General features: G+C 57.6%; 6 protein-coding genes and 1 riboswitch. Of the genes, 4 read left to right on the plus strand and 2 right to left on the minus strand.

Annotated elements, in window-relative coordinates:
- Window positions 1-1,239 precede the first annotated feature (1,239 nt).
- A complete protein-coding gene (locus N2605_RS25405) occupies window positions 1,240-1,524 on the minus strand; it encodes a hypothetical protein (RefSeq protein WP_260343482.1) in 285 nt (94 codons plus the stop codon).
- A 1,971-nt stretch (window positions 1,525-3,495) separates the two neighbouring features.
- On the minus strand, window positions 3,496-5,832 hold the full coding sequence (gene metE / locus N2605_RS25410; protein ID WP_260343483.1) for a 5-methyltetrahydropteroyltriglutamate--homocysteine S-methyltransferase: 2,337 nt from the start codon (window positions 5,830-5,832) through the stop codon (window positions 3,496-3,498).
- 105 nt (window positions 5,833-5,937) lie between these two features.
- Window positions 5,938-6,139, minus strand: a riboswitch (cobalamin riboswitch).
- 863 nt (window positions 6,140-7,002) lie between these two features.
- On the opposite strand from metE, the gene N2605_RS25415 reads away from it, so the two are divergent.
- The 4 genes from N2605_RS25415 (at window position 7,003) to N2605_RS25430 (ending at window position 13,944) form a co-directional block, all read left to right on the plus strand.
- Window positions 7,003-7,827, plus strand: a complete 825-nt coding sequence (locus N2605_RS25415; RefSeq protein WP_260343484.1) for a nodulate formation efficiency C protein — start codon at window positions 7,003-7,005, stop codon at window positions 7,825-7,827.
- Between the two features lie 1,553 nt (window positions 7,828-9,380).
- Entirely contained in the window at window positions 9,381-10,286 is a 906-nt protein-coding gene (locus N2605_RS25420; RefSeq protein ID WP_260343486.1) for a thermonuclease family protein, read from the plus strand.
- Window positions 10,287-10,318: 32 nt separating this feature from the next.
- Window positions 10,319-11,038, plus strand: a complete 720-nt coding sequence (locus N2605_RS25425) for a carbonic anhydrase (RefSeq protein WP_260343487.1) — start codon at window positions 10,319-10,321, stop codon at window positions 11,036-11,038.
- 1,739 nt (window positions 11,039-12,777) lie between these two features.
- Window positions 12,778-13,944, plus strand: a complete 1,167-nt coding sequence (locus tag N2605_RS25430) for an acyl-CoA dehydrogenase family protein (protein ID WP_260343488.1) — start codon at window positions 12,778-12,780, stop codon at window positions 13,942-13,944.
- Window positions 13,945-14,255: the final 311 nt, after the last annotated feature.

Genomic DNA, 14,255 nt, shown 5'->3' on the forward strand with positions numbered 1-14,255 from the left:
GTCGACCTGAGACGAGGCGGAGAGTCCATCTAACTGGCTCAGCTACTTCGCGGCACTGCGGAGCCTACGCTGCGATTCTGGCAACTAGCTGATGCGGTATAAGCTTGACCAGTTCTAGCGAGCACGCCCCCGCCAGCTGTCAGGCGCGAAGCAACGGCTTTACGATCGTCGCCGCGGGGAAGCAGAGGATTACGTATATCGTCGGGACTAGTTGAAGTAATCCTCCGGCCCGCCTTCACGAAACGAGTGAGAGTAAAGCGGTGGACCCCCCGCCAACGATCCGCCTGTGGCGGTGTCGGACCGGGACCACCTGAAAGCGGTTCCGTTCAAGGATCCGAGCCAGCTCGGGGCAGGCGTCGTCGACCACAACGACGTCAGGAGCGACCGAAAGGACGTTGATATCTATGTAAAGGCTGGACAAGAGCAGGTCGTCATCGTCGTAAGTTGGGAAGTTATTTTTGAGTGGTTCCGGGGCGATTATCATGTCGCAATTGCGCATTGCTTCCGGCAAATAATCGGCCACCTCGCGAGACCGCACGAGCAACCGCCCCGGTGCAAGCGCTATGACCATGCTATCGATATGGCTATCGCTGAGCTTGTAGGCACGGTAGATTCGACATCGTCCCTCCAAATGGCGCTCCAGCCCAATCACATGCCATTGCGTGATTCTCGGTCGCAATATTTACGACCAGGTCGCGTCCCAAACGCAAACACTGCGCACCGTCCCACATCAGCTCCAGGCCAACGTCATAGGAGTGCGTTCCGGGATCGCTGATCGGTTCTGTTGGGCCACCGTTGTTGAGAGGACGTAGGAACGGCCAAATGACCTGTCGGTCATTAACGGGCGTGGCATCACTAACCATCGCGCGCCTTGTTCGAAATAGGACGCGAAGATTGGCTTGAGAAATTGCGTCTCGAAGTATTGTGATCGGAGCATGGGAGGAGTCTCGATCACTTCGTCTCCGCCCCGACCATTGTAAAGGACGAGGTATTTCCCCAATCGAGGCGCGGTTGTCGGACACAGTGTCCGTAGGCATCCGGGACGAACACGTGGTCCCGCCGGGCGCCCAAGACATCCATGCTGGTGGCGATACTATGACTGGCGAGGACGTGAACTACGAGCCTTGGCCGGTGTTGAAAAGGTCAGCTTCCGTGGGAAACTCGGAAGTGCGAGGCCGTTGTTTACCAGAAGAACTCGTCCTTGCGGGATGTTCGAAAGGCTGATGTGGACGGATTAGCTCATGCAGACGAGGTTCGAAGCTCCAGCACATCGGCGAAGATTGTCCAATCGCGGACACTCTTTTGCCTGCAGAAATGGGTCTCTGCCTGCTGAGCGGCAGCACTCAGCGAGGCGGCATCGACCTTGAAGGCTGCCTGGCACGCACGATGCTCGCCGCCGGTATCGTCACAAACGGTCTTAATAAACCGAACTTTAAATGAAGGCATGCCCCTCTCTTCCTGTGGTTCGCTTATCCAGTATTCTGCCATTCGCAGCGAGAGTATTTGATCTGCCTCAAGCAGCATCCCAAGAAGTCTGTACGCTCCTTTGAAGATAGGTCCAGACTGCAGCAGCGCGACGCGAGCCTCCTGCTGTCACGAAGAACCGCGAGCGCGTGTCTGTCCTGCCTGTCGTGTCGCACGCTGCTTTGAGCTGAGGAGCAGCGCCTCCTGGTCTGCTCATGCCGCTGACGGGCAAAATCAAGTCTCTCATCGAGGATTGTCTCGCAGAGACGATTGAGGCCACCATGCGCTATCACGCTCGAGATGCTGGGATTTATTCTTTGCTTGCTTTGATACTCAGCCGGCGGTTATAGGGAAGACCGCAGCGAACTTTACAGGCGATAGTTTCGTGAAGCACTGGCGCAAATGCCGGCGCATCGCGGGCTGATTTCTGATATGCGCCTGCGGCGGGGCTATAGCGCAAGCGATGAAGGCGCAATGAGACCAAGAACTCCGATCTTGCATCCGACGGTCCACCTGCCGCCGCGACAGCAAAGCCCATCATCAGGCTTGGGAGCCCTCGTTTCGATGAGCTCCGGTCCAGGACTTCAGCGCCAAGGCTTAAGGGTGGGATCAGCGCCGACAAGGCTAGCGACATCGAAAGGCGAAAAGCGAACTGAGCATCTGCGTGCACGGAGCCATGCAGGAAAAATGCTATCGTAGCCCATGGGCGCGAGTTGCGCCTCAAATCAACACGCTGGCGTGTTGCAGACAATGCGAGGCCCCGGCAGAAGCCCCAGTTCGGACATACCGACTGCGAACGCAAGCGTCTGCGGCTCGTAACAGCCGCTCGAGCACAACCTTTACCGGAGGCGCACCAAATTTGACTGGCATCAATGCTGCGTCGACTGCCTGCTCATAGAAGCGATGTTTCAGTAAGGTTAGACGCATGGCAGACAAAAGGACTTGCCGTCCCATGATGCATTCATGTCCCGGTATCAGCGGCCGATTTTTAGGAGTGCTTCCGGGCGCAGCCGAGCCGCGCGCCAATGACCTGCACATGATAAGCTGCGCCACTCGCGATGCCGCCTATCGATTCGACGGAAGCTCAGGGGCTGTTTCGTGGCGGAATTCTAAATATTTCAGTTCACGAGCGGATCGTGTTCCGTCACAACGGCGCCGCGGCCGATAGCCCTCTGCGGCGGACGCGATCGAGACCGCGGGCCGTCCGAGCGATCGGGCTTAGTCTGTCTGCGCGGAACCCGAGCGATGTGCGTAGTATTCACAAGGTTATCTGAATTTGTCAGCCCGCAGCAATGAACTCCGTCCAGGATCTAAGGGCGATCTCACCTGGGAGCGGCTCGAAACGGCGCCGCCCTTCGATCAGGATCTGGAGATTGCCGTGATCGAGGGCAATTCAATTCACCGGGTGGTCTTTTCTTGCCGCCGGGTCTTCGGCGGATGGATCAATGCGAATACCGGAGAGCACGTCGCCGTGCAGCCGACCCATTGGCGTATCTGGCCCGGATAACGGCGTTATCCTGCAAAATAGATTAGCGTGAGTTTGGGGCAGGACTGCCTTCGCCGCTCTCTCCTCGGGAACGATGTAGCCTCGATGGAATGAGCGAGCCTGACGGGCATCATCTCGGAACGGACCGAGCCCGCGGTGCGTGCCTTTGTGACGTCAGGCAATACTTCGTTCATTGCTGTCGCAGCCGCGCCAACGTGTTCATGAGCGACAAACCTCGGTCTAGATTTCTAAATCTCAGGCTTACGGTCTCGCATACCACGGTATAATTGAGTTACGATAACTTGGTGGTTTATATAGGCGCAGATTTTCGGTGAATGTTCGCACCGTGATCGATCCGTCGGCTATTCTCCTCCGTCGACGAAAGTAGCGCGATGCGTCAGCGTCGCTCCTCCGAGACTGTACTTCCGCCCGACCCCTAAGCGGGGCCGGGCGTTTTTTATCGACCCGACGGCTTGCCTCGAGATTGTGAGAGCGCAAATGACCACAAGGAATTAGCTCTGTCGAGAACAGACTCTAGCCTGGTTTTACGGATCGGATGCAGCGCGCAGTTCGCGGGCGGCAGCGACCATGTTGGTTAGCGCAGGCCGAACCTCCTCCCATTTGCGCGTTTTCAGGCCGCAGTCCGGATTGACCCAGAGCTGCGACTCCTGCAAGCGCGTCCGAGCCAGAGCCATCAGGTCCTTTATCTCGCTCGTCTCGGGGACGCGTGGAGAGTGAATGTCGTACACGCCCGGTCCGATTTGATTTGGATATTCGTACTTCCTGAATGCGTCCAGTAGCTCCATTTTCGAGCGCGACGTCTCGATCGAAATGACATCCGCATCCATTGCAGCGATTGCACCGATGATGTCGTTAAACTCGGAGTAGCACATATGTGTATGGATTTGCGTTTGATCGGCAACGCCCGACGAGCAGATGCGGAAGCAATCTCCGGCCCAATCGAGATATGCCTTCCACTCCAATTGGCGCAATGGCAATCCTTCCCGGAGTGCAGCTTCGTCGATCTGGATCATGGCCGCACCGGCATTCTCGAGATCGCGGACTTCGTCGCGGATCGTGAGCGCAAGCTGGCGGCAGACCTCGCTTCTGGGAATATCATCGCGAACAAAAGACCAGTTCAGGATCGTCACCGGTCCAGTCAACATCGCCTTCATTGGTTTGCTAGTTAGTGATTGCGCGTAGCGCCACCAGTCCAGCGTGATCGGCTTCGACCGCACTACATCGCCAAACAGGATCGGGGGCCGGACGCAGCGCGAACCATAGGACTGTACCCATCCATTCCTGGTAAATGCGAAGCCGGCGAGTTTCTCGCCAAAGTACTGCACCATGTCGTTGCGCTCGAATTCGCCGTGCACGAGCACGTCAAGACCGATGTCCTCCTGCCAACGTACCGCGCGGGCTATCTCCTCCTTGAGGAACCTGTCGTATTGTTCGTCGCTCATCGCGCCTCGCGCATGCGCCGCACGAGCATTTCGAACTTCTGCGGTCTGCGGAAACGATCCGATCGTCGTGGTAGGAAATGCGGGTAGTCCAAAGCGTTCCCTTTGGATCTCGGAGCGACGGGCAAATGGGCTGGCGCGCCGGCGCATTGTCTGGTCGATCGCCCTCATCCGGACAGCGACATTGGCGTCGCGGATCTTGGGCGAAGTCCGCCGGGCAGTCGCAGCGCATTCTGAATCGGCAAGAGCTGGTCCGACATTCTGGTCGCCGGCGAGTACCCGCGCCAGGATCGCAAGCTCTCGCATCTTCTGAACCGAGAAAGCAAGCCAGCTCTTGACGTCGGAAGTGAGCTCGGTCTCTAGTTCAACATCGACTGGCACGTGAAGCAGCGAGCAGGATGGAGCGAGCTGTACACGGTGCTTACCGAGCTTCGCAATCGCGGGCTCCAGCCGCTGGCGGAGCGAAGATAAGTTCGAGCGCCATACATTCCGGCCGTCGATGACACCGAGCGACATGACGAGATCACTTCGGCCCTCAGCGATGATCTGATCCAACAACTCTGGCGCACGCACAAGATCAAGGTGCAGACCGGAAACCGGGAGGCTCAGGGCGGTATCCAGATTGTCGCGTAAGTCGCCGAAATAGCTGGCAACCATGATCTTGATAGCCGGTCCCTCCTTGGCGAACCGGTTATAGGCGTGTAGCAATGACTTTCGCACCGCCTGGTCAAGATCAAGGACCAGGCAGGGCTCGTCAAACTGAACCCAACTTACACCTCGTTCGGCCAATTCATGCAGCACCTCGATATAGACCGGTATCAGATCATCCAGTAGGGAGAGGGGCTGGAACGCGCTATCGGCACTCTTGCCGAGCTTTAGGAATGTGACTGGCCCGATCAGGACAGGGCGGGTCTGAAAGCCAAGAGCCTTTGCTTCCTCATACTCTTCAATGGGTTTGCGAGAGCAGAGTCTGAACGCCTGTCCCCTGTAAAACTCGGGAACCATGTAGTGGTAGTTGGTGTCGAACCACTTAGTCATTTCCTGCGCGGGTGCGCCAGACCCCCGAGGTCCTAGGCCGCAACTCGCATCCTGGTCGTCGCATTGTGATCCGCGGGCCATGGCGAAGTACGTCTTGAGGGAAATGGATTCTCCTTTCGAGGCGTAGATCTCCGGGATGGCGCCAACCATGGCACTTGTATCGAGCATCTGATCATACAGCGAGAAGTCATTCGAGGGAATGATCGTGACGCCTAGAGATTTCTGACGAGCCCAGTTCGCTGCGCGCAGGCCGGATGCGTCCTCGTGCAACTGCCGTTCGCTGATCTTTCCGGACCAGTAGCTTTCGAGAGCGAGTTTGAGCTCACGCCGTGGACCGATGCGTGGCGTTCCGAGCGTAGCAACCGGAAGAGAGAGAGAAGACATAGCTAGCGTTAACCCCTGTTGGGGACAAAGGCCATGGCGGACGCAGGCAGGGGAAGTCGCGCGAGCGACGGCTGCTTGGCGCACCACCGAGACACCCCGTCCGTGGACCAATATATTGTCGGGGCAGGTCTCCTGGCTTGCAGGTCATCGCTCCTGTCCGGCCTTCCCGAAGCCGTGCAGGCTTCAGTGACATCATTGGACGTAGCTCGCCGCTTACAGTTGCGGGGGCAGCGCCGGCATTTGCACCGGCTTCCCTCTTAGCTCCGGATCCAATGGGAACCGGAGAACCTCGACGACTTGAATTAGCGGCAGGAGAACTCTTCCGTCAACCTCTCAGATTATGTGCTCCAAGCTAATCTGCGACATCTGCTAGGTGACTCACCATGCACCTCTATGATTAACCACCATCTAGAGACATTCTCTCATCACAGATGTCGTAATCAGACATGCCCCTGTCAGATGTCAAATTGAGCATCGGAGCTGCCTTGAGAAGGCGCCGTACGCCAGATCGATGATAGGGACAGCAGTCTGCGCGGCCAGGATTACCGCCATTCCAAGCAGAATGCAGAGGCGACTTCCGACCTCCAGCGGTTCGCGCAGCAAGTCCGCTGACCAGCTGTTCTTTCGACTAAAGGAGACATTGAACAGGCCCAACATACGCGGCGAACAGGTTGATTTGCGTGCCAGACAGACTTCAAGGTCGGGCTTAAGTCGGCTTCGTGTCGCCATCATGTAAGGCGAACGCCGACGGCAACGATAGGGAACCACACGGTCCACTGGCAGCCAACACACTCCCAATTCTGCAGGCACTTGGCATCGAGGCGTCCACCTTTTCCGCTAACTATCCGGTGCGGCACACGGATGCACAGGCTGTGGCGGATACAATGAATGGAAACATCGAAACGTGAGCAGGTCGGAAAGTCGACAAGATGAACACAAAGCCCGTGCGAATTTTCCGCCTATTGCCTGGCACGAAGAATGCAGATCCTCCGGAGGCGCAGACTCCTCCTGCTGGGCATGTCCAGCTCAGCGAATTGATGCTGCCGCTGGCGAGGGAAGTTAGCGGCGCGTGACGTGGAGGAAGGCACCTACTCGTGCGGGACAGCTAGCGGGTGCCCCGTCGCGTCTCCGTAACCTTCTTGCGCCCGCTCATAGCTGAAAGATGTCTGGATGAAACGCGATAGGCCGGGGGTTATGAAGAGACTGTGTGGAAGATCCGCGCTTCGGCTTTGGCTAGCTAGCTTTCTAATCTGCCTCGCCTGGCCGGCCGCCACGAGCAGCAATTCTCGCGCCAGCGACAACCCCCTTGTCGAGAGACTCAAGTCAACCTGGCGATCGCAAGATGGTGAAACGATAGAACAAATCATCTCCAATGTCTCGAAGGTGGCACAGTTCGTCCCTCAAATGTGGGGCGTCGCAGAACTTGGCGAAAACGACTTCGTTTTCGTTTCGTGGACCAGACACCGTGACAACAAATCAGACGAACAGTACGCTATCACCTGGAAAATCGCGCCCGACGGTACGATTGAACTTGCGTCAACATATGCGAAGCCGATGGAATTGGGCTGGCGCGCTCTGGCACTCTCGTTGATCGCCCGTGAAGTCGCAGATGGCGAAAGGGACGCAAATCTTCGCTTTCTGCATGATCCGACCAACTTCAACTTCGTGACTACCTCGCAAGGCCGGCTCGGCGATCTTCTGCGGCAGGGCAGCTGCACTATCGTTGAACCTGTTGGAGTGGACTACTTACCGAAGCAGGATGACAAGCCGACCGAGAAAGGTGATCTGTGGCGCGTTCTGCTCTTGGTGAACTGCAATATCCAAGGACCACGTTATTTTACGCACAACGGCGTCATCACTTTCGAAAAGAGTGAAGGAAGAGATTGGGAGCCACAATCCTCATTCGCCAAGCGCATCGCGAAATTTCCTCCTGGCTCATGGTTCCAACGCACCGAGCCAAAGGAAGAGGAAGACTTAGGAGAGAGAAGGCCTTAAGAAGTTCGCGCAGAGCAACATCGCGCCACGGCTCCTCCACAGCCGAGCGCCTCGGACCAACTAAAAAGACATACGCGCTCTGCAGTTGCGTTGTTTACGGCTCCGCAACAGTCAGGGCAGCCTTTCTCGCAGCCTTCGGCCCGTCATTGGAAAGGCCGGGCAGGCACGATTGCATTTTTCCGCGAGGCGTTGAGCTCAGCGGCGTGTACTCGTTTGCGAGATATTGTTTGCCCGCCTGCACTCCACCTATTGAGAGGACACCAACTTTGCGGGGGAACTAGCTTTCATGCATTCTTCACGTCTGACAATCCTTCCGTCCAAGGCCGATCCGGCGCCCGCGCCAGGCATTGCCAGTGTGAGCAATCCTACCTTTCAGATGGTACGAGGCAGCGAGTGCTGAGATGAAGCCGGCCAGGAGGCCGGCCGAAACGGAGCACTGTTAGCCCCCGAGCGCCCCCCATTGCGAGTGCGTAGGGCGATGAGCTACGGAGCCGTGGGGAGGAACGCCGAGGCCACACTGACTCTGCTCTAGATTTCCTCGCGCTCATTCAACTGCACGTCATAGATCCGGATTTGAAGCATGGGAAAACGCTTCTTTAGCTCTGCTCCACCTGCCCTGGCACCGTCTCTGGTTGCGAACTCGGCTCTGAGTCGGCCATCCACTTCAAGCGCGTAAGAAGAGATTGGTAGTTCCCGACCGGCTGCGACCATGTCATTCCCGTCGTGTAGTGAAGTGCTTAAGAAGGATGTGTAGCTTGAGTCGGCTAAACCGCACCAGAGCTATCCGCCCCAACTGCGGCGATGAGCAACCGCGTATTGTGGACTGACCTGCGTCAGGATGGCACTCGCGATTGTCCGAACACGTGGGCAACTTCCCCCCCCCGGTGGGGCTCTACGGCAAAGCCGCGGCTCAATATCGCAGCCTTTCCAATCCTGGAGTAGACGCCCACAGATGTGAGCTCGCTGGGGTAGAAACGCCACTACCCAAGAGCGGTCGCGCGTCGCGCCGCCTCAGTCAATCCCTGCACAAACGTTTGGGCGGTAGCATGAACAATTAGGGTGCAGCGCGGAGGAGCCAAAAGCCACAATGCGATTGGTATCAACGATCATCTTGTCTGGCGTAAGAAGGCAGCGGATTTGCGCGGTTTGCTCGAACAAAGGAGGTCCATCTACGCGCCGAAGTCCATCGCATCTACGTCTAACTCGGTCAGAGCGAACCAGACCAGATTTTTTTCGTGACAAGAGTTTAGGGCGACTTTCATTGGCCTCGGCGGAACCGTCTGCAGCGTCCAGTTCGCCGATGGGAATCGTCACCAACCATAGTAGGTTGCTCCTCCATGCGTGACCCAACCGCGAGCGCCGACGCTTCATAGTCACTCACATTTTTACACAAGGAGAGAGCACAGCATTCCGAGGCCCAGGGTTCGCCAGATCCGAGTTCGGCGCAACCGGCGAGGATCTCCCTCCTCAGGTCGAGAGAGTACAGTGCGATCCCAGTGAGAGAGCCGCCGATACTCAAAGGGTACCGCCGCACACAAGCCGGAAGAAACCTCTTGATCCTTACGCAGCGTCAGGGCGTAGGTTTGAACTCACGCCAAGCTCTCATAAAGCACACATCGAAAGATGCCGGCGGAACGGACATCTGCGGTCGAGCAGTCGAATGTATCGGCGCCGTATCGTGCGTGAACATGGATCAGGAGCGAATGGTTGTAATTGGGATGAGGCACCGCGAAATCATATTCGCATTGCTCACTCTCATCACATCTCCGGTGTGCGCCGCGACACTCAGCGGTGCTCCGCGCATCCTCGACGGCAATACGATCGAGATCGAGCAAATCAACGTTCGGCTCTCAGGCATCGAAGCTCCTGACACTGATCAGATTTGCCTCGATTCCCAGGGCCGGAAATGGGCCTGCGGCGTAGCTGCTCGTGACGAGCTTATTAAGCATTCGAATGGGCGAAAGTGGAATTGTCATACCCAAAGAGTCGATGAGTACAGGCGAACCCTCGGCAGCTGCTTCATCGAAGGGGAGGATGTGAACGCCTGGATGGTACGCTCGGGCTGGGCACTATCGGGCTGGCCACTATCGGTTGGCGCATCTCAACACACCTATGCCGTCTATGAGTTGGTGGCGAGCACAGCCTCTACGGGGCTGTGGTCTGGGGCGTTCATCGCGCCCTGGGACTGGCGTCGCCGCAACGGGCGCACGATTATCGTCGGCGCGAAGTCGGTTCCGATCGACGCTCAGGAGGTCCTGCTTGGATCCGCCCTGCTATCGGAACCGCCATCGCCCGAGTGCCTGATAAAAGGCACCGTCGAGCGCAGCGGCGAGCGCATTTATCACCTGCCAGGGCAGTTCGGTTACGAGCAAATCGACATGACGAAGAAGCGCGGCGAACGCTGGCTTTGTAGCGAAACGGAAGCCGAAGCCACGGGGTGGCGTAAGGCCGCGCGATGAGGCGACAGATGAACGCAGGCCATTCTTGAAACATGTACCATTTAACCAATATCGCGCCTTCGCGCCGGGCGCTGTTTCTGTTCGCCGCCTCGACAGTTTGCCTAGGGTTCGGCAATAACATTGTCGATGCGAAGGAAGCAAGACGCGCGCCCAAGCCAAACAACCTACTCATCCCGGATGCTGCCCTGAAGCGGCTGCTGAAGGGGAACGATCGGTATGTCCAAGGCGTGCCACGAGTCGATGATTTCAGGCGCGAGCGCCCGGCCTTGGTCGATGGCCAAAATCCCTGTGCGGCGGTTCTGAGCTGCGCCGACTCTCGCGTGGCGCCCGAACTTGTCTTCGACGCCGGACTAGGTGATCTGTTCGTCTGCCGCGTCGCCGGCAACTTCGTTAACGATGATACGCTCGCCAGTATGGAATATGCGGTCGCAGTACTGAACACACCGCTGATCCTTGTACTTGGCCACGATCATTGTGGTGCGATAGACGCCACGATCAAGTCGCTCGATCAAGATAAGCCGCCGCCGGGGCACATTTCATCCCTGGTCAGTGCGCTTGCTCCCGCAGTGAAAGCAACTCGCGAGCAAGCCGGCGACACATTCGCCCAAGCAACCAGACAAAATGTGATCGATAACGTTAACAAACTCAAATCGACGGGCCCGATTCTGAACGCCGCGGTCGAGCAGCACCGACTGAAGGTCGTCGGGGGACTATATCGGATCGGCACCGGCAAGGTCGATATTGTGAGCTGACGCCATCGCCTTCACACCCGCGGCAGATCTTCTGCCGCCCGATACAGCGCTTCTGTTCCGCGCAGTTTTGTTGGTCCATCGTCTTCAGAATATGCGCCGGATTACCATCCGTTCCACAATTGTCATCATTTCGGTAACCCATTAGATATGCGTGGCCTCGTAGTCCTTCTCGTGTTCTACGTACTCATGTTGGCAACGCGCGGCCCGCATCAAGAGATGCACATCCCGCGTCCGACAGCATTCATGCCTCCAGGTTGAGCCCCTAGCCCAATAGAGGTAGCTCAGGCAGTTCCTGCATGAGCCATTTGGGAGACCCCGACCTAGAGAGCCAGCCTCGCATCAATGATTCGATTGTCTCGTTCGTCGCCACCGATGCGGCTCACATCGATGGTACCGTTGACGGCAAGGCTATTCTCACCACGCTCCCGCATGCGCGCTAATGTTTCACGCAATCGCAAGACCCCCACTTGGACAATTTACTGTATGTCCTCCATGACGATTCCGACGCGAGATAAAACTCGCAGCTTACAAAGTGCGTCGGCTGTACACGGAGACTGGCAGGCTCTTAGTCGCTGCGGGGACTTGGACACTTTTTGGTACAGGTGAACTCGGTGCACCAGCAGCAATGATTCCAAGCGCGCGTATCGCGCCTACAGGCCGGAAATCATTGACAACCGAGTGCTTCCGGAATCAGGCTCTTCAAACCACGGAGCCGCTCAGTGTGAACAGAGCACTAGCTTCAGAACGTGCGTGCCCGGTCTGTCGCGGCGCTCGTTATGCGCCCATAGTTGCTGCACGAATTTGGTAAGCTCGACCAAGCTTCGACGCATTGGAATATCGCCGAAGAAAGAGCCGCCAGCGGCCGCAAAGAGGTAGCGAGGTCAGGAACGCGCGCGAATTCTTGCATTCGGTACGGCCGAACGTACATAGGCGCATCTGTTGCTGGCGCGGCTCGAAAGCCCTTACAGTCACCTCGAACCCGCCTTGATCGTGCAATTACAGCGTCTGTAGCCGCCGTAGTTTGTTGAACACCTGCCGTATGGAGGTCCGCTTCTGACCAAGCACTCACCCGCAGTCGCACGAGCAGCAAATTGGTCTGTTGGTAGCGTCACGAAACCGGAGCGGGCCTTAAACAAATCAGGAGCGTTGAATCCGGCGGGTAGGCGGTGGAGGTCGTCTTTGACGTTTTCTCTGCGGCTTGCTGAGTTAATGACATGTTGTGCCTGAAAGCAGACACCGACATACGAGCATTATGCTGGCAAGGCGGAGTGATCTCGGGCGATTCAAACAAGACCAGCAGCCATGCTTAATGGCACGTCGATTGCTGGGAAGAGAGAAAAGAAGCCGCACCCTTGGGCCCTTGCAAACACAACTCGGTAATTCCGACTCCGTTACACCCGGTCTGTCCCAAATGTGACCAAACCACTTCCATTGGAGAAGACATGACGCCGCATGCTCCCCCGATCAACCGCCGGAGCCCCAGTGCGGCAAAGACGGATCCATGTCGCGGCCGCGTATCGGCTGCTCCGACCCAGCCTCAACTGCGACAGCTATATCCTCGGTCAGGTTTCCGGGCTCTTAAGTTGGGACGCTAACGCGTGCGATCTCATGCATCGATATCGACTGCAGCAGCTTGGAGGATGCCGTCGAGCCCGTATCAACTCACCTGGGCTCGCTATGCGAGCAGTCCATATGAGTGACGCACGGCGATGATCGCCTCAAGACACGGAGGACAATTTATGAACGCTCCACCAGAAACGACCACTCCCGAAACCAACGCCGCGGCTGCGACCTGGGCTAATCTGTCGCCGCTACTGGCCAAGATCCGTGCGCGTCGCAACGAATTTAGCCGCGCGCAGAAGATTCCAAAAGAAATCATCGACGGCTTCAGACGCGTCGGCGTCTATAGGGCTATTGCCGCCAAACGTTTCGGCGGCGAGGAGCGAACGCCAGCCGATTTTTGTCGCCTCGTCGAGCGTATTTCCGAAGCCGACGGCTCCGCCGGTTGGGTCGCCAGCTTCGGGGATGGAGCTCGCTACCTCGCTGCTCTTCCGGACGACACGCTTCGCCAGGTGTACGCCAATGGACCTGACGTGGTGTTGGCCGGTGCGCTTTTCCCGCTCCAGCCCGCCAAGCGATGCGCCGATGGGTTTGTCGTGAACGGTGTGTGGCCATTTGCTAGCGGCGCAACGGGCGCCGATCTGATAGGTGTTGGTATCACTGTGGAAGACGATCCGACAGGGGATCTTCCGCGCGTAGCCGTGATGCCGGCTGACAAGGTGACAATCCGGCCAAATTGGGACGTGATCGGACTGCAAGGCACCGGCAGCCACGACGTTGTTGTCAGCGATGTCATTGTTCCAGAGGAATGGACCTTGATCCGCGGCGGTCCGCCGACACTTGACGGGCCGGTCTATCGTTATCCGGCCGTGGCTTTTGCCGCACAGGCGCATGCGATTGTCGGCATCGGGATTGCGCGCTCCGCATTAGACGAGGTGATCGCCATGGCAGGAAGCCGCGCCTCGATCACTGGAGCCCCCGTGATGGCTGAGCGCGGCTATATACAACTGGAGATCGCCAAAGCCGAAGCCATGCTACGTTCCGCCCGTTCCTTCTTCTACGAGGCCACGGAGGAGCTGTGGAGAGAAGCGCTCAAGGATGAGGTAAATCTGAGCACGACGATGCTAATGCGGCTCGCGGCCACGAACGCCGCGCGGCAGAGCGCTGAGGTCTGCAGGATTGCCAGCGGTCTTGCTGGAACTGAGGCGCTCAATACCACCAGCAATCTAGCGCGCTCCATGTGCGACAGCTTCGTGGTTTCCCAGCACGCAGCGCTAAACGAGGGAACGCTCCAGAGCGCCGGCCGTGCCCTGCTCGGGAGTACAATACAGCCGGGCTTTCCATGAAATGGGTCACGCACGGGCAAGCCTACACGCCACGCCGACGGGTCGCCGGACCCTGCGTCATGATGTGGTCTGCCGCTAACGCCATCGCACCTTGTTTCGATGAGAAGAAGGGACAGCGCTGAGCCCTCCCCGTTCGAAAGGAATCCCACTTCATATCCCTGCAGAATCCGTTCATTGTCCAAACATATGAGCCATTATAGGCCTCTACGCCCCCTGCCCCGATCATTGACGTGCCGAGCAGGATCCACCTGAATGTCTGCGCAAAGGCTCGCGGTTCAGCTCACGAACTTCCAAACCACCGCCCAAGCCGG

Origin of the sequence: Bradyrhizobium yuanmingense (assembly GCF_025200905.1) — a bacterium.
GTDB classification, from domain to species: Bacteria; Pseudomonadota; Alphaproteobacteria; order Rhizobiales; family Xanthobacteraceae; genus Bradyrhizobium; species Bradyrhizobium yuanmingense.